Here is a 17439-nt window from a genome sequence, read left to right as displayed (position 1 = left end):
TCGCCGGATACGCGTCATTCGACCTTGGTCGTGCCGTTATCCGCTGGCACCTGCCCACTGCGGACTTGCTGGATGAAAACCGGCACTTCCCGGTTTATCAGGTCGGCGCGATCCACTTCCACATAATGGCCGCTGCCCTTGGCGATGATGCGGCGGCCGTTGCTGGATAGATGCTTCAGGTCTTCCTGCATGCTCTCCCAAAGGATCGAGGATTTTTTTCCAATCTCCGGAGGTATCGAATCAGAATCAGTGTTGGCAAATATTTGCGGATCTTCAGTCATCACAAGTATCGGAAGGTTACTGAAAGGACCCGTGTGCCGCGTTTCGTCACTGGAGTGGTCGATGTCGTTGAACTCGGCAAAGTTGGTATCTACTACTGAAATCTTGCAGTTGTTGGCGTAGATGAAGCCGCGCTCGAACTCCAAGCCGGGCACGATTTGCTCACACTTCCCCGTAGCGCGTGCAATACCGAACACCGTTAACCATTTCAGTCGAGTGGAGTAGTACGACTGCAAATTTTCCAAGATTTGCGGTGGAAACCGTTTGAACTGGTCCGGTGAGCTTGCATCGACGAAAATCATTCCTGCGACATCACCTGGATAATGGGCGATATAGGCACGATCATAGACACCCGCCATGGAGTGTCCCATCAGGATGATCGGTTTCCGAATATCGGCGGCCTGCAACAGTGCATGCAGCTGATCGGCCAGGGTGTTCGCATCGTGTTCGGGCGATAGCTCATCGCTCCAGCCCAGGCCCGAGCGATCGTACGAGCAGACCCGGGTAGTCTTCGAAAGCGTGGGCTGCACTTTCTGCCACACGGTCCAGTCATCGCCGAGTCCGGAATCCAGGATCAAGGTCGGCGAACCGCTGCCCGTGCAGTACAGGTGCATGCTGTGACCATTGACCGTGTACATCTTGCCGGGCGCGGGATAGTGCTCGCGGTAATACTGCGTCGCCGCCCAATTCCATAACGCGCCACCGGCGGCGAGCAGGATGGCCAGCGCGGCCAAGCCGATGCCAGTCCAGCGCAAGACCCGCCACCAGCGGTGTTTGCGTGCCCCGTGCTGCGATTCGCTAACGAGCGTCATCCGGCCCCTCCGTTCCCCAGAGTGGCTGGATACTAGCAATCACCGGTCCCCAGGGCGCGTGCCGCTATGCTGCAGGCTTAGTGCGCAAGATCAATCGAATACACCGCGGTCCCGTCGCCGTTATCACGCAGCTGCTTGACGTTGTGCAGACCGTCGGTCTCGGCCACCGCCTGCTTGTCGCTGGCCGACGTGAACACGACCGGGCCATGCGTCTTCAGGCGTGCAAAGTGCCATGAAGCAGGCGGCAGATCCTGGTTGCCGAGCGAAGGATGCTGCTGCAGCCAGCGCGCCAGAATTTCGCGTGTGCCATCCGGCGCCGCCAGCACTACATTGTTGCCATCCAGCCCCGGGAAGTGACCGCCACCGCTGGCACGATAGTTGTTGGTCACCACCACGAAGGTCTGCGACGGCTTAACTGGCCTGCCGTGATAGATGAGCTTCACGATGCGCTGACCGGCCGGTTTCGAGACGTCGATGACATAGGCAATGCCACCCTGGATCTGATCGAAGTTGTAGCCGACGTACTTGTCGTTGATCAGCATCTGCTCGCCCGTGGCGTTCGGATCGATCCGGTTGAAGCGTTGTGCCGATTGCTCCAGCCACGCCTTGAGACCGCGGCCATCCACTTTTACCGCTGTGAGCGTGTTCGGATAAAAGTACAGATCCGCCGCACTGCGCAGGGTGAGCGGGCCCGGCAGCACATCGGTGTAATCGTCCGGTCCGCCAAAACCAGTGCGGAACGCCGCCGCTGAGCCCAGCACCGGCACGCGGGCCAGTTCCGGATGGGCGGAAGGCAGCTCCTGCTGCACGTAATCGATCTGCGCGGCGTTCACCGGCGCCAGCGCGCTCATGTCACCTTCGTCAGCGAAGTAGGTGCTCATGCGCACCGCAGTCTGGCCAATCGGCGTGTTGACGTAATCGATCGTCGCCTGCTGTACCTTGCCGACCACCAGTTGCACCTGCGGATCTGCCGGCACACAGTTGGCCGGCGAAATCGTCGGCTTGCCACCCACCATCATCGGCGGACAGATCGGCCACACCTGGCTGATAGTCTTGCTCTTGTCGATCACCCAGTGATCTTGCTGGCGCACCAGGGCCAGCCGGATCACGCCCAGATCCTTGCCGAAGAAACCGCCCATCACCGCAGGCACGCCGCGCACAAAGCCGCGCTTGTCATCGACATCCTGCATGTTGGCGAAACGCGGGCCGGGGAAGTCGGTGTGTTCGTGGCCCATCAGCAGCACATCGATGCCCGGCACACCGGCCAGATACCAGCCGCCGTTTTCCATCTCCGGCGTGTACGGCGAGGTGTTCATGCCGCCGTGCAGGATCGCAATCACCAGATCCGGATGCTGCGCCTGGATTTCCGGCAAGTACTTCTGCGCCGCTTCCACCACGCCGGTCACCGTTACCTTGCCTTCCAGATTCTGCTTGTCCCACTGCATGATCGGCGGCGGCGTGAAACCGATGATGGCGATCTTCAGCGGCACGCTCAGTTGGCTGCCGTCCGGCGTAAAAGCCGCCACCTTGCGTTCGATCATCGTCCACGGCTTGAAGATCGGCTTGCCATCGCGAACGCTGTTCACATTGGCCAGCACCAGCGGGTAATGCGGGCCGGCACAGTGCTGCTGCCCGGCACCATCCACGTTCATCGGCGTGCCGGTGACCTGCGACAGGTAGGGCAGGCCGTAGTTGAATTCATGATTGCCGATGGTGCCGCCGTCGTAGCCGATGGCATCCATGCTCTTGTAGATCGCCAGCTCTTGGTCGCAACCGATTTTCTGCACCTGCGCCTGGTAATCGGCCAGCACGCTGCCCTGGATGGTGTCGCCGGCATCGAACAGCAGGCTATTAGTGAACTGACTGCGCGCCTTGCGTATCAGCGTCACCGTACGCTCAAAGCCTAGCGTCGGATCGGCTTTCTGCTTGTAGTAGTCGTAGCTGAGGATATTCGAATGCAGGTCGGTGGTTTCCAGCACCGCGACGTCGGCGCGCAGGCCATCGGGCAGCGGCTGCGGCTTGGTGGCCTGTGGCGGCTGGCTGGCGCAGCTGGCGAGCAGAACGGCGCTGACGAGGGCGGTAAGGCAGCAAGAGCGTAGGCGCATGGGGGTTCCGGCTGAAGGCTTACAGACCATGAACCTAGCAGATATAGGTGACGATTCGCGTCCGGCAAAGGCCTCTTGACGGTAAAAAGGCTTTAAAATGACGCTCTTTTGACAGCCACAAAACGAAGCGCCGCCCTACGAGGCGACGCCGTACAGGGGGAGCCCCACATGCCGTCGATTCCGTTTCGCATGTCGCGAAACCGTACCGCCTTGTTTTGCGCACTAGCCTTTTTTGCCGTATGCGTCTGGTTTACCGCATGGCAGGAGCCGTTGCTGGAACAGCGCAGCTTCGTATTGGCCTTGATGCTATGTGTATTCGGTGCATCGCTATTCGTGTTTGCGCGATTGGCGTTTGCCCTGGTCTTCAGTGGAGGCCTGTTTCTACTGCTGCGCGCGATCACCGTGCTGAAGGAGCAGTATCTGGAATCGCCGCTGATGCCGGCGGATTTTGTGTACTACGTGCGCTCCAGCCTGTTCGAAACGCTGCGGCGTTATCCGAATATCTACAGCGTCGGCCTCTGCGTGGGGATTGCCGTGCCCATCGTGCTCTGGCTGGCATGGCATTGCGATCGGCGCCGGTTTGCCAAGCTGCGCGCCTTGCCGCAGGCGTTGCTGCGTGTCGCGGGTATCGCCGCCTGCGCGCTGTTGTTCTGGCTGTGCCTGCTTCCCTCCGGTCCGTTCGCGCAAGTGCATGCGCGCGGCACGTGGGAGAAGATGTCCGACGATGCGGATCTGACCAATTTCTTCGTCAACCTGCGCGACTCAAGCGTGCACCTGCCGGCGATGTCCGATGACGCCCGCGCCGCGCACGATTGGCAGGCCTCGGCGGCAGGCATCCCTGGAACCGTCGATCCCAGCCAGTACCCGGACATCGTGCAGGTGCTGGAAGAAAGCACCTTCAATCCGGCCCCGTACACCCATTGCGACGTACCCGAATGCGATGTGGCCATGCTCAAGCCCGATGCGCATACGCGCGGCACCGGCCTCATGCGGGTACACACGTTCGGCGGCGGCACCTGGGTCAGCGAATTCGCCGCGCTCACCGGCATGCCGCAGGATATCTTCGGGCCCGGTGGCATGTATGCGCCGTACGTGCTGGCGCCGCATGTGCGCGACTCGCTGCCGCTACAACTGCGCAAGCTCGGTTATCTCACCGTGGCGATCTACCCGACCCATGGCGAATTCCTCAATGGCCACGACGCTTACAAGGCTTATGGTGTCGATCATTTCTACGGTGCCGGCGAACTCGGTCTTGATGACTGGGACGAAACCGATACGCAGATGTTCGCCGCCGCGAAGCAGGTCTACGACAAGCTGAAAAAGCCGGGACAACCGGTTTTCATCATGATCCTGACCATCAACCAGCATGGTCCGCATGATGATCCCATGTCGACCTTGCCCAAGCAGTTCCAGAATCTGCTGCAAGGCTTGCCGCCTGCCACGGCGTTGAATTTCGATACCTATCTGCAACGCCTGCATGATTCGGATGTGGCGATGAAGGGCCTGGAACACGACTTCCTCGATCGCCCTCAGCCCACCGTGCTGGTGCACTTCGGTGATCATCAGCCCTCGTTCGACAACCTGATGCGCACCTTGCCGCGCAGCTTGCCGCCGGCGTTGGTGCCGTATCAGGACTACCTTACCTATTACATGATCAAGAGCAACGTACCCGGCGCGCCGTTGCCCAGCTACCCGATGATGGATATCGCGCACTTGCCGGGCATGGTGCTCAAGGCGGCGGGGCTGCCGATGGATGGCTACTTCTCGGCGCTGACGTCGTTGCGTGAGCGCTGCAACGGCTTGTATGCGGACTGCGCTGACAAGCAACTGGTGAAGTCGTATTACGCGTGGATCTTTAATCATCTGGGTGTTTATCAGTAATTCCAGCACTCGCTTTTTCTCCCTCTCCCCCCAGGGAGAGGGAGAAAGGCCAAAAAATCGCGTAAGCGAATCTGCATTACCCATCTATCACCAGGAAACTGCCCCGCCCAGACAGCATGAATGCCTAGCAAAATGGGATCTCCTTTGTGCGCATTCAAAATGGGACGAATTTATCCTTGGTCTCTCGGGTCCAAGGCAGCTCTTCCACCGAGCATGTGGCTGCTCAGTCAGATGTTTTCGCCGAGGCGGCAACAACCAGCCCTCACCTCAGCCAACAGACATTCCCTGACGCTTCTGTTTCAGACGCCAATCGCTACGTAGGTTGGACGCCACCACCGCCCCGACCAAAGCGTCAAACCACACAGCCCGCTACCCATGACGACTTCGCCGGCGTACCGGCACAATCCGTCGTCGACAAGCCCGCAGAAGGACTGCCTGATCTGACCCGGCTGCCAAAACCGACAGCGGGAAAATCAGCCGGATTCGAGCAGGCATCCGCTGGATTCTGGGACGAGCCCGTCACCAGCCATTGGATGACACGGCGCATTCAGCAGGAAAATCAGCTTGCTTCCCAGCTCGATCAGGACGTCAAGGAGCGCATTGAAGCGGGTGAGTTGTCGACCGAGGCCAAGCGCATCGTCGACAACAACGTCCACCAACGCAGCGATCCGGAACATGGCTTGTATACCGTGAAGGCCGGCGGTGATAACGCGGCCGAGCCGCTCAATGGCGTCGTCATCATGACGCAAAAGCCGGCAGGTTATAGCTACGTCGAGAAAAAAGTGACGGACAGGTTGGATCGAACCGGCGCCACCGTACTTTACATTCCCGGACGTGATGGCACCTTGCGGGAGTTCGCCAGCGCCAAACAAGCGCTTGATTGGTTTGATGAGCAACTTAGAAACAATGCCGATTTTCGCCATGTGATACTGGCGAAACAGGCGCCGCAAAACCAGCAACGCATCTCCGTTGCGATAGACAAGCAGGGGTCGGCGGTTTTTGCAGATCGCATGTCCGGTGACCTGCCACAAGCCATGGTCGAATCGCAGATCAATACCTGGAAAACCACTGCGCTCAGTTCTGCGCAAGGCGCATGGCTGTCGGAAAGCGGTCTGGATGTGTCGCGTAGCGATGAAAGCCAGGAATTGGCAATCTGGAATGCGGATAACCGGCTCATTCGTGACCGTTTGCCGGCGCGATTGAAAAACCTCACCCTCAACGATGCTGACAAGGAAAGCTTGCGGGCGTTGGCCGGGGATATTCAAGAGCAGGATGAGATCGCGCAGAATTATTATGGCGATGTGCCCAGTTTTGATACCTATGCAGCCCGCACGATTCGGCAGCAAATTCTCAAAGACAAGCATGTCGCCATCGATCCTTCCAGGATTACGCTCACTATTCCAACCCGCACATATGTTCAACTTCCGGGTATAACTGGACCGAGCTCCCACACCGTAGACGGCACTGTCCGTTATCCGCTAACGGAAGTCATCGCCCAGCAGCTTCTGAATACTGCGCCCAAGGAGTGGCGGATCGACCGAGCGGTCTTATCCGGTCCTGGCGCGGAAAAGCTCGATACCGACTACGTCGAGAACCTGCAGGACGAATTGGAACTGCAAGAAAACTACGCCAAGAAGATCCAGCAAACCTTTGCCGAGCCGACAACGCCTGACGGAAAAGAGGCGTTCGATATCGCTTTAAGCGCCGTCAAGAAAGGCAACGCCGATAAAATGCGATACGACGCAGAGATAGCGCTGCACGCAGGTGACCTGACTAAGCGTGACTATAAGATGGTCATGGATGTTGTCGATTTTCCGGACGCGCACGGGCGCCCTATGGGCAGTGACGGCAAAGTCACGCATGTATACGGGTTGGCGCTCGATGGATCGAATGGACGGCACGGCATCAGCATGCGTGACGTCGCCATGTTCGATCGTGATAACGAACCAGGCATCGTCGTTTATACGCCGGGCGCGCCGGACGGGAAGGCATTCCGTCGTTATGACGGTCGCGATGCTTTCACGCATGACCTGCGTCAGCAGTTGGCTTCGATCAACCATGACAAGTCGGATTCGTGGAGTCCCGTGGCGCAATATTGGGCGAGCCAGTTTGGTGCCCATCAGCTTCGTGAGGGCCTGCCGTGGCTTAAAAGCATGGCTCAATCCGGAACGGCCGATAGCAAACTGGGCAGCGTGCGCATCGACGGCGATTTTTTTCAGCATCAGTATGACTATCGTGTCAGGCATCTTTTGAGCGATGCCGACGCCAAGGCAAAAACCGATAATGAAGTCACCGTGGAAAACCGTCTTGATATTGCAAAAGATATCTATCGGGCTGGTTCCACGATCGCAAGCATGTTTGCACCAGGCTACATCGTGTTCCCGCTGGCGATGTCCGAGGTCGCGTCCGATCTTTTTCAGTCTTATCAGGCGTACAGCCAGGGCGACAAGCAAGCGGCGAGCGATGCGCTGCTTAGCGCGCTGACCGGTATTCCAGGCGTCGCTTCCAGTGCTGCCCGCGGCGGGGCGAGGGCATGGATGCCGTTTCGCGGCGTCAGGCGGCCGCTAGTAGCCGCTCCGTCATCGAAACTGGACCTGCAGCGCCCGACCCTGCCCCAGGGAAACCTGCCTGTCAGCTCCGTGCCGACCGGTCAATACAAGGGCCTGTATGCAGATGGTGCGAATCAGGCGCTGTATGCCAAATTGGATGGTGAATATAGCCGTGTGTATGTCGACAGACAGACCGGCGCGGTGCATGTCGGCGACCCGGGTTCTCTTTCGGCAAGCTCAGGCTTTTTCAATGATCCAATCGTGCAACGCAACGCGCTGACCGGAGACTGGCAGGTGGCGCCGCGAATGGGGCTGCGCGGTGGCATGCCGTGGTGGAGGAGGAAAGATAAGGATGATTTCAACCTCGACAGACCTATTACGGTGGATGCGGCCCAGAAAAAAGTCGTGGACACCTGGAAAATAGAATGGAGCTCACCTGAAGAGGGATATACCTATCATGGCTATGTGTTTCGCGGTGATTTCCGCGAGCCGTCAACGATATTCAAGGAAGGTTTCCAGCTGCGCACCCCGATTAAAAATCTCGGTGAGGTAAACGGATTCAAAGGAGGTTTTGGAGGAGGGCGTGATGCGCTGGATCCCGATGGCAAGGGTATTTCGACTTCGGCTTTTTATAGAAAAGATGGAGCAGGCGCCTATTTCTACGGCGAAAGCCGCGGCGGATACACCTATCTGATTGATGGTCGCGGTCTGAAAGGCTATCACCTGTACCGAAATGCGGCGATTCAAGCGCAAAACCGCCGGAACAACCCCGGCTCAGTGGGTGCGGAATTGCAGCCATGGGAGATCAATTACGGCGAAGATATCCCCGGGTCGCGCGTCGTTGGTGCGTACAAAGAGGGCGTGTTTACAAAAAATCCGGGCTATACCCCGAAGGGCGGGTGATCTCCCGCATAAGTGGAGACCCGTTCCTTTTGGCAGGCAGACAAATACTTCCGGGTGGTTACTCGCTTGAACATGCCGTTAGTGAGCAAGGCAGGGCGGCCATCAACTTAGCAGATCTCGGAGACGCTCCAGTTGTTACGCGTGATGGCTGGTTTCACGCGCTTCTTGCTTTTCCCTCGCTGTTTTGACGCGCCTTGCCGCAATGAGGGAGAGGTGGTTTGAAAAGTCACGGTCGAGCGCATCGCGGTTGCTGCGGTGCTCCAGTGCCACCTGCGGATGATTCCATAGCTGATATTCGGTGATGACACATCCCTCGATCAACAGGCATTGGACTTATGCGCACGGTGGTATCTCCTTTTCAACACATTTTCCTCGACGTCAAAGCGACATCTACGCTCGCTTCAAATAGCCGTCAAAAACCAGAACCCCCTGACGCTGCCCCAGCATTCTCAGCTGCTGAAAATTCAGATGTGCCGATCAGGTCCAGGCGCTCGCCCATACAGGTGGAACCCAAGCAAGGTATCAATCAGTCATGGGAGGATTTTCAGAGGGAGCATTTCGAATGGAGTCATGGCCGGCCTCCCATTAGTCCGGATGAAATTTCACCGGACGAAGGAAGACTGCCACGGCCTTCCGGATGGCAGATCGTCTCGGAGTTGATTGCGGGTTTTCTCTTCGGCGGCCCAGGGCTGCCAGAAGAAGGTATCAAGCCGCCCGCTTATCGTCCGGCACCATTTCGTCGGGTCGTTTTTCGTCCGGAAGAAGCGGGGCTGCGTTCCGTTGAGAACCGCGGCAGTCAACCGGTCATTAAGATCAAAGGGCGGCCCTCGATAAGCAGGCCCGTGTCGTCAAGCATGAGTGATAAGCAACGTCCGCTCTCGTTTGTCTCGGATCCGGAAAGCTTCGAGCTAAAGGACCTGGATACACAGAGCCTCACTTCCAGATTCAATATCTATTACCAGCCGGGAAAAAAACCGGAATATGTGCAGATAGACGGAAAGTGGTACGCCACCGCCGAAGAAAACGGTCAACGTTTCGTTTACATGCCCGGCGATGATGACATTGCTCAGACATGGCCATTGCGCGAGGACAATGGTCAATGGCGCTTCGCAGCACTGGACGAACTGCCGGGTCGTCCGATCCTGTCCGTCGAGCGCATCCCCTCAAGCTACCGAGTCGATGTGCCGGCCGACCTGCAAGAAGCCGATGCGCAGGGCATCTATCGGGCGGGTGGACAGGAATACATCAAGATAGACGGATTGCTCTATCGATCCGAGCAGGATGGCACGGGCCGCTATATCCGCGACAGCAATCCCAGCCACCGCATAGCCGTGCAGCCTTCTGACCAAGGCTGGACGCTTACGCCACCCTCGCGTGGCTTGGGCGGTGAACCCGAGGCTCCGGCGGAAACGATAAAAGAAATTTTCGATATGACCACGGAACGGGCGCAAGCATTTCTAAGCCAATACCGCTTTGCTACCGAGGGCCCCTATACCGAGCGCAACTTTGTTCGTCAGCTCAATCAGAACTTCCGGATTCCACGCTGGGCAGACCGATTCAGGGTGAGGGAGGATGCATCGCCGCTCCCTGCGATACCGGCCATTGCCTCCCACCCTGCTCCGCCGGGTGGCAGGGATGTGATCAATCCCATCTCCGGGCAGCAGATCCATATCGACGAAGGCGGCTATTTGAATTCGGCAGGATTTATCGAGCGCAGAGATGCGCCGCAGGTTTATCGCGCCATCGACAGCGTCAATGCTGGAAGAAATGACCCAACCGAGGTGGGTTTCCGCAAATCTTATCGATTCAATGTCATTCCCAAAATGCTTCGCGGCCCAGGGCTGATTGCGTCAGCAGACCGACATGGGCCTGACGTCATGTTCAGCGCGGGTGGATTGTGGAAAAAATGGCTTGATCACTACGCCATTTATCGTATCGACACCAAGGGCTTGAGGAGCGTCTCGCTGCAAGAAAATATAAAAAACAATCCGGGTGTCATGGAGCGGCTATTTAATATCCCACGCGGGGTGCTCTCTGAAATCAATGCCATCGATAATGAAGCGTTGCGCACCAACATGTTAGACGACCTGACATGGCACGCATACAGTGCGAATGAGGTTCATGTCGAGAATGCGCGTCCCGACCCATTGCGGGTTACCTTCGAAGAAGGCTCAAGAACCTTCGACGTACCTTCGCCAGAAGACGCATCGTCGCCTACTAGTGCTAAAACGTGGTTGCCTCCCGAGACCGCTTCATCCGAAAGCACTGTCGACACGAAGGTTGTCTTGCGGGTTGAGCCAAAAAAATATCCTTCCAAACATATTCCTCGAATAGGCTGACGCAGGTGCCGGACGCTGATGGTCCGCTCCTCGGATCACGAGCGCGTTTGTGGCAATCGGTAAAGACGAACGCAAAGTCAGCCATTTACCGGATAGCGACGTAGGTTGGCGGTAAGCGAAGCGCACCCCAACATCGCCATCTCCAACACATCGCCATCTCCAACACATCGCCATCTCCAACACATCGCCATCTCCAACACATCGCCATCTCCAACACATCGCCATCTCCAACACATCGCCATCTCCAACACATCGCCATCTCCAACACATCGTTGAATCTTCATCCGCCCGGGAATGTTTTATGGGCAAGTCATGACATGGCGACGTCGGGGTGCGCTTCGCTTACCCCGACCTACGCGCGCTTTTGAAAGTCCGATAAACCGTTAACCGAAACGGGCTTCCGCAAGGTCAGCCATCTCTTGGCTAGAAAATAATACTGCCTGCTGCTGATTCTGCGATGGATACTCGAGCTATTCCACGGAATGACGAATTCCATCATCAGCAGGCATCCTATTTATGCGCACGGCATTATCTTCTTTTCCATCGATTTCCCCCGACCCCAACGCGACATCTTTCACGACTTCAAATAACAGCCAACATCCGGCATCGCTCAACGCCATTTCAGCATCGCTTGGCACTGCAAGCCCTGACGTGGACAGCTTCGATCAAGGCGGTGGCACTGTTTCTTCGGACGTCAATGCGCCATCAGGTTCCGACGCGACGGTACCGGGCTCTAACGCAGACGCGTCGATCAGATCCAAGCGATCACCTATTCAGGAGGAGCCAAAGCAAGGCATCAATCAGTCTTGGGGAGATTTTCAGAAGGCGCATTTCGAGTGGAACCATGGAAGGCCTCCCGCCACGCCCAGTGAGATTTCGCCGGATGAAGGGAAGCTACCATCACCCTCTGGATGGCATGCCGTGGGGGAGTGGGTGATGGGTTTGCTCTTCGGCGGGCCAGGGATGCCTGAAGAAGGCTTCAAGCTGCCGGCTTATCGTTCGACAACGGTTCGTCCGGAACTAGCTTATCGTCCGATAACGGTTCGCCCGGAGGAAGTGGAAGATCTGTCTGTTGGAAAAGTAGGTAGCACACCGACAGCGGAAATAAAAAAACAACTTTCAACAGAGGGGGCTCCTCCCTCCAGCCTCGAGCATGCGCCAAGTACGTCCTCGCCTGCTTCGAGGCCGGAAGACTTCGAATTGAAGAACCTGGATACGCGGCATCTCACTTCCCGGTTCAACATCTATTACCGGCCTGGGGAAAACCAGGAATATGTGCAGGTAGACGGAAAGTGGTACGCGACCGCGGAAGAACAGGGTCAGCGTTTCGTTTACCAGCCCAACGAGGAAGGCGTTGCGTCGACATGGCCGTTGCGCGAGGACAACGGTGAGTGGCGCTTCGCATCACTGCACGAGCTGCCGGGCCGTCCGATCCTGTCCGTTGAGCGCATCCCCTCAAGCTACCGTGTCGATGTGCCGACCGACCTGCAAGACGCCGATGCGCAAGGCGTCTATCGGGCGGGTGGACAGGAATACATCAAGATGGACGGGTTGCTTTATCGATCCGGGCAGGATGGCACGGGCCGCTATATCTACGACAGCAATCCTAGCCACCGCATCGCCGTGCAGCGTTCGGATCAAGGCTGGACGTTTACACCACCCTCGCGTGGCTTGGGCGGTGGGGCCGAAACTCCGACGGAAACCGTCAAAGAAGTGTTCGACATGACCACGGAGCGGGCGCAAGCTTTTTTGAGCCAATACCGGTTTGATGCCGAAGGCCCCTATACCGAACGCAACTTCGTTCGTGAGCTCAATGACACCTTTCAGGTTCCAGGCTGGGCCGATCGATTCAGGGTCGAGGTCGGTGCTTCGTCGTTACCTGCGATCCCGGCCATGGCCTCCCACCCCGCTCCTCCGGGTGGCAGGGATGTGATCAATCCCATCTCCGGACAACTCATCCATATCGACAAAGGCGGCTATTTGAATTCGTCGGGATTTATCGAGCGCAAAGATGTGCCGCAGGTTTATCGCGCGATCGACAGCGTCACGGCCGGCAGAAATGATCCCACCCAAGTCGGCTTCCGCAAATCGTATCGATTCAGGGGTGTTTCCAAGATGATTCGCGGCCCGAGCGTGATTGCGTCGGCAGACCGACATGGGCCTGATGAGATTTTTGGAGTGTTGGAAGACTGGCTTGATCATTACGCCATTTATCGTATTGACGCCAAGGGTTTGAAGAGTGTCTCCCTGCGAGAAAATATAAAAAGCAATCCCGGTGTGATGGAGCAGGTGTTCAATCTTGTGCACGGGGTGCTCTCTAAAATCAATGCCATTCCTGATGAAGCATCGCGTACTCAGCTGTTGGACGACTTGACGATAGGGGCATACTCCGCGAACGAGGTTCATGTCGAGAACGAATATCTCGATCCATCGCGGGTCAGCTTCGAAGAAGGCTCCATTACCTTCGAGCTCCCTTGGTCAGAAGATGTGTCGTCGCCGGATAGCGCTAAAACGTGGACGCCTCCCGGGACCCGTGCAACCCCAAGCCCTGCCGGAACGACGATCAGCTTCCCCCCTGAGGCGGGCCCCTCAAAAAGCATTCCTCGAATAGGCTGACGCAGGGACCGGACGCGGATGGTCCGCGCAGGGAATCGCGAGCGTAGGGTTTCAAGCGGGTGGAAAACGACGATCAGGAAAGTCTGATGCTCGTTTTGCGGTGCTTGAGTTTCTGCAGGGCGTCAAATCTTCAGGAGAGTGGGCCGGTGGTTTCGCCTCCGGCCCGATCTTTCACGCTTGCGGGTAAGCCACACCAGCCACCCAGGTCTCGCGCACCGTCAATCGATCATCCATCACCACCAAATCCGCCTGATAACCGGCGGCCATTCGGCCATGCGTGCGTTCCAGGCCGATCCACGCGGCGGGATAAGTGCTGGCCATGCGCGATGCTTCGGCCAGCGGCAGGCCCAGCATTTGCACCGCATTGCGCACCGCGCTCGCCATATCGAGTCCGGAGCCGGCCAAGACGCCGGCTTCGCTCTGGCAAATGCCATCGCGCATGGTGATGGTCTGCCCGTTGAGCACATAGTCGGGCTTGTCGCTGCCTACCGGCGGCATCGCATCGGTGACCAGGACGCATTTGCCGCGTGCTTTCGCCGCGATGGCGATACGCAAGGTGGCGGGGTGCACGTGGTGACCGTCGACGATCAGGCCGCACCAGCTATGCGGATCATCCAGCGCAGCGCCCACCACGCCTGGATCGCGGCTGCCAAGCGGCGTCATGGCGTTGTACAGATGCGTAAAACCGCTTACGCCGGCATCGAGCGCGGCGCGCGTGGTGGCGTAGTCGGCAGCGGTGTGGCCGGCCACCACGATCACGCCATCCTGGCTCAGGCGGGCGATGACGGCGGGCGATACTTCGTCCGGCGCCAGCGTCAACATGACTGCGCCGCGATGCGCTGCGGTGAGTGCTTCAATGTCGTCGTTGTCCGGATGACGGAACAGGTCGGCGTTGTGGATGCCCTTGCGCGCGTTGGCGAGGAACGGACCCTCCACGTGGATGCCCAAAATGCCCGGCACGCGCTGTTCGATCGCGTCGTCCACCGCGGCAAGCGCCTCGCGCATCTTTTCGGCGGTATCGGTAATCAGCGTAGGCAGCATGCCGGTGGTGCCGAACTTGCGATGCGCAGCGGCGATGCCGCGCAGCGTTTCTACCGTCGGAGCATCGTTAAACAGCAATCCGCCGCCGCCATTCACTTGCACATCGATAAAGCCGGGCAGCAGCAGATGGCCATGCAGGTCGTGCCGCTGTGCATCGGCGAGGCGCGGGTCGTTGTCCGCGACGATCGCGGCAATGCGCCGGCCGCGCACCAGCACGGCCAGTCCTTCACGCGGGCCGTGATCACCGAGTACGCGTCCGTTGACGAGCGCGATGAGCGGGCTGGCAGTCATTACACCGTCTCCGTGACCTTGCGCAGATGCGGCGGTACATCCGGGTCGTAACCGCGCGCCAGCGAGAGCGCGCTGGCCGCACGATAGAAACTCTGCACGGCGAGCAGCGGCGTGACGATGGCATCGATGCCGGTAGGCAGCGGCAGCGCGTCGGCACCTTCCGCACCCGGCGCGGCCACCCACACGCGTGCGCCGCGCGCACGGAATTCGGCGGCGACAGACAACGTGTTTTCCAGCGTGCCGTCATCCTGTGCCAGGAACAGCACCGGAAAGCCTGCGCCGACCAGCGCCATCGGACCGTGCTTTACCTCCGCCGCGCTGAAGGCTTCCGCATGCAGGCCGCAGGTTTCCTTCAGTTTCAACGCGGCTTCCAGCGCGGCACCAAAGCCGTAGCCGCGCCCGACCACGTAGAGATTGTGCACATCGACCAGGCCGTGTTCGAGCGCGCTCCAGTCGCCGTCCCAGCCGCGGCGCAAGTCATCGGGCAAGCGTGCGACGGCGGCATGCAGCGCCTGGTCGTTGCTCCAGTGCGCGGTCAATTGCAGCACTGCGGCGAGCGTGGCGAGGTAGCTCTTGGTCGCGGCGACGCTGCGCTCGGGACCGGCGCGCAGTGGAATCACCGTATCCGCCAAACCGGCGAGCGGGGAGTCTTCCACATTGACCATCGCCACCACATACGCGCCGGCGGCTTTCGCGGACTGCGCGCTGCGCAGCAGATCAGGACTTTTGCCCGATTGCGAGATCGCGATGAACAGCGCGCCTTCGAGCTTGAGGTTCGCATCGTAGATCGAAGAAATCGAGGGCGATGCCGAAGCCGTCACCAGGCCCAGTCGCGTTTCGAACACATACTTGGCGTAAGCCGCGGCATGGTCGGAACTACCGCGTGCGCAGGTGACGATAAAGCGTGGCGGTTGCGCACGCAGGCGTTCGCCAAGCGTTTGCAGCAAGGAGGCGTTCTGCGCCAACTGCCGTTCGACAGCGGCAGCGCTTTCCTGCGCCTCGTTGTACATCAGGGTGTCGGAGGAGGATTTCATGGCGTTGGAGGAGTGAGTGGAGAGGAGTGAGGAGTGAGAGAAAGCGGGTGCTTCCGCGCGGCCTGGTAGCGCCGGCGGAATGGGGTGAAAGGCGTAGCGAGCAGCACGGAGAAGAGCGCGGCGGACCGGCGCCTTCTCTCACTCCTCACTCCTCTCCACTCACTCCTAACCCTCAGGTCTGCCGCGGCGGCGCCGTCGAGCCACGCACCACCAGCTCGGGCATGAAGCCTTCGTTGGCTGGTTCCGAGTCCTGGTTTTGCAGGCCGCTGATCAGGTGCAAGGCGGCATGCCGGCCGATCTCGCTGGTCGATTGCCGCGCGGTGGTGAGCGCCGGCCAGGCTTGCTTGGAAAACGGACTGTCCTCGAAACCGGCGATGGAAAGATCCCACGGCACGTCCAGTCCCGCTGAACGTGCTGCGGCCAATACGCCCGCGGCAATTTCGTCGTTGCAGCCGAAGATGGCGGTGGGTGGTTCCTTCAGCGCCAGCAGCTTGCGTGCGCCGCGGAAGCCATCGTCGAAGGCATAGCGGCCGGGCAGGATCAGTTTGCGGTTGAGCGGGATGCCGTAATCCTTCAAGGCATCCGCGTAGCCCTGATAGCGCTCCGGGCTGGAGCGGTGATGCGGTTCGCCCCACAGAAAGCCGATGCGCGTATGGCCGAGCTGGATCAGGTGTTCGGTGATCGCGTAGGCCGCATCGTGGTCGTCCACGTAGACGCAGGGCATGCCGTCCTTGGGATCCTCGCGTGCGGCGATGATGCGCACGAAGTCCACCTCGTGGGCCTTCAATGTAGCCAGCAGGGCCGATTGCTCCGACATCGGCGGCGCCAGGATCAATCCCGCCAGGCGGGCGCGCTGCACCAGCGACACCAGTTCCTCGGCCAGGCCCGGCGCGGTCGAGTCGCAGGGATAGATCTGCAGGCCGAAGCCCCGTTCCCGGCACGCCGACAGCACGCCGTTCTGCATGTCGATCACGTAGTGCGCGTTCGGGTTGTCGTAGACCAGGCCGATCGCATAGGCGTGGCTGCTGCTGCGCAGGCTGCGGGCGGAGGGGTCCGGGCGATAGCCGAGCTGCTCGATCGCCCGCTCCACCTTTTCGCGTGTCTCCGACCGTACCGCGGCTTCGTGATTGATGACGCGGGAGACCGTCTTGAGCGAGACGCCGGCGTGCTTGGCGACATCCTTGATGGTGGGGCTGTGCAACGGGGGTTCCTCCCGGGTATTGGGTAGGCATCCTAGGGATGCCGCAGCCCCAGTCAACGGGTTGAGTGGTGGACGCAGTACCGGCGTCTGACATCGTCAATTATGCCTCAGGCCGGGCGGGTACCCACGTTATGGCCGATGACACCGTAGTACAGGATGTACAGATAGCACGGCACGATGACCATCAGGAACGCGAGCTGGAAGTTGATGTACTGCTTCAGATGCACAAAGACCTGGGGCATCAGGGCGCCACCGACGATACCCATGATCAGCAGCGCCGAGCCCAGTTCGGTATGGCTGCCCAGGCCCTTGATCGCCAGCGGGAAGATCGCCGGCCACATCATGGCGTTGGCAAAGCCCAGCGCGGCGACGAACGCCACCGAGATAT

At 59.2% G+C, this 17439-nt stretch carries 9 protein-coding genes and 1 pseudogene; 4 read left to right on the top strand and 6 right to left on the bottom strand.

The annotated features are described in order from the left end of the window. Nucleotides 1-14: 14 nt before the first annotated feature. Both ISP19_RS02865 and ISP19_RS02860 read right to left on the bottom strand, forming a co-directional pair. Nucleotides 15-1091 (bottom strand): alpha/beta hydrolase, encoded by a 1077-nt coding sequence (locus ISP19_RS02865; RefSeq protein ID WP_204679610.1) that lies wholly within the window; start codon nt 1089-1091, stop codon nt 15-17. Between the two features lie 77 nt (nt 1092-1168). Further along, nucleotides 1169-3196 (bottom strand): bifunctional 2',3'-cyclic-nucleotide 2'-phosphodiesterase/3'-nucleotidase, encoded by a 2028-nt coding sequence (locus ISP19_RS02860; protein ID WP_204679608.1) that lies wholly within the window; start codon nt 3194-3196, stop codon nt 1169-1171. A 168-nt stretch (nt 3197-3364) separates the two neighbouring features. On the opposite strand from ISP19_RS02860, the gene ISP19_RS02855 reads away from it, so the two are divergent. From ISP19_RS02855 to ISP19_RS02840, 4 genes are all read left to right on the top strand, one after another. Beyond that, nucleotides 3365-5077, top strand: a complete 1713-nt coding sequence (locus tag ISP19_RS02855) for an LTA synthase family protein (protein WP_204679606.1) — start codon at nt 3365-3367, stop codon at nt 5075-5077. A 146-nt stretch (nt 5078-5223) separates the two neighbouring features. Beyond that, complete coding sequence (locus ISP19_RS02850) at nt 5224-8529, top strand: dermonecrotic toxin domain-containing protein (RefSeq protein ID WP_204679604.1); 3306 nt, start codon at nt 5224-5226, stop codon at nt 8527-8529. A gap of 335 nt (nt 8530-8864) precedes the next feature. After that, nucleotides 8865-10868 carry a hypothetical protein gene (locus ISP19_RS02845; RefSeq protein WP_204679601.1) on the top strand — a complete coding sequence of 668 codons (2004 nt, stop codon included), beginning with the start codon at nt 8865-8867 and terminating at the stop codon, nt 10866-10868. Between the two features lie 516 nt (nt 10869-11384). Further along, a complete protein-coding gene (locus ISP19_RS02840; protein ID WP_204679599.1) occupies nt 11385-13484 on the top strand; it encodes a hypothetical protein in 2100 nt (699 codons plus the stop codon). A 171-nt stretch (nt 13485-13655) separates the two neighbouring features. On the opposite strand, the gene nagA is transcribed toward ISP19_RS02840, so the two are convergent. The 4 genes and pseudogenes from nagA to ISP19_RS02820 all read right to left on the bottom strand — a co-directional run. Continuing rightward, on the bottom strand, nt 13656-14816 hold the full coding sequence (gene nagA, locus ISP19_RS02835) for an N-acetylglucosamine-6-phosphate deacetylase (RefSeq protein WP_204679596.1): 1161 nt from the start codon (nt 14814-14816) through the stop codon (nt 13656-13658). Further along, nucleotides 14816-15850 carry an SIS domain-containing protein gene (locus ISP19_RS02830; RefSeq protein WP_204679589.1) on the bottom strand — a complete coding sequence of 345 codons (1035 nt, stop codon included), beginning with the start codon at nt 15848-15850 and terminating at the stop codon, nt 14816-14818. The genes nagA and ISP19_RS02830 overlap by 1 nt, the downstream gene beginning before the upstream one ends. Before the next feature lie 172 nt (nt 15851-16022). Next, nucleotides 16023-17051, bottom strand: coding sequence for a LacI family DNA-binding transcriptional regulator (locus tag ISP19_RS02825; RefSeq protein ID WP_204679587.1), 1029 nt, complete (start codon nt 17049-17051; stop codon nt 16023-16025). 107 nt (nt 17052-17158) lie between these two features. Next, a pseudogene (locus ISP19_RS02820) lies at nt 17159-17439 on the bottom strand (glucose/galactose MFS transporter); the annotation flags it as partial.

Source organism: Dyella flava (assembly GCF_016904955.1).
GTDB lineage: Bacteria > Pseudomonadota > Gammaproteobacteria > Xanthomonadales > Rhodanobacteraceae > Dyella_B > Dyella_B flava.
The sequence above is the reverse complement of the archived record's forward strand: the minus strand, read 5'-3'. Positions and strand labels throughout refer to the sequence as shown.

Bases quoted from the DNA above. Each gene is read 5' to 3' on its own strand.
- ISP19_RS02855 (WP_204679606.1), top strand. From the start codon at position 3,365: ATGCCGTCGATTCCGTTTCGCATGTCGCGAAACCGTACCGCCTTGTTT.
- ISP19_RS02860 (WP_204679608.1), bottom strand. From the start codon at position 3,196: ATGCGCCTACGCTCTTGCTGCCTTACCGCCCTCGTCAGCGCCGTTCTG.
- ISP19_RS02830 (WP_204679589.1), bottom strand. From the start codon at position 15,850: ATGAAATCCTCCTCCGACACCCTGATGTACAACGAGGCGCAGGAAAGC.
- ISP19_RS02845 (WP_204679601.1), top strand. From the start codon at position 8,865: ATGCGCACGGTGGTATCTCCTTTTCAACACATTTTCCTCGACGTCAAA.
- ISP19_RS02840 (WP_204679599.1), top strand. From the start codon at position 11,385: ATGCGCACGGCATTATCTTCTTTTCCATCGATTTCCCCCGACCCCAAC.
- nagA (WP_204679596.1), bottom strand. From the start codon at position 14,816: ATGACTGCCAGCCCGCTCATCGCGCTCGTCAACGGACGCGTACTCGGT.
- ISP19_RS02865 (WP_204679610.1), bottom strand. From the start codon at position 1,091: ATGACGCTCGTTAGCGAATCGCAGCACGGGGCACGCAAACACCGCTGG.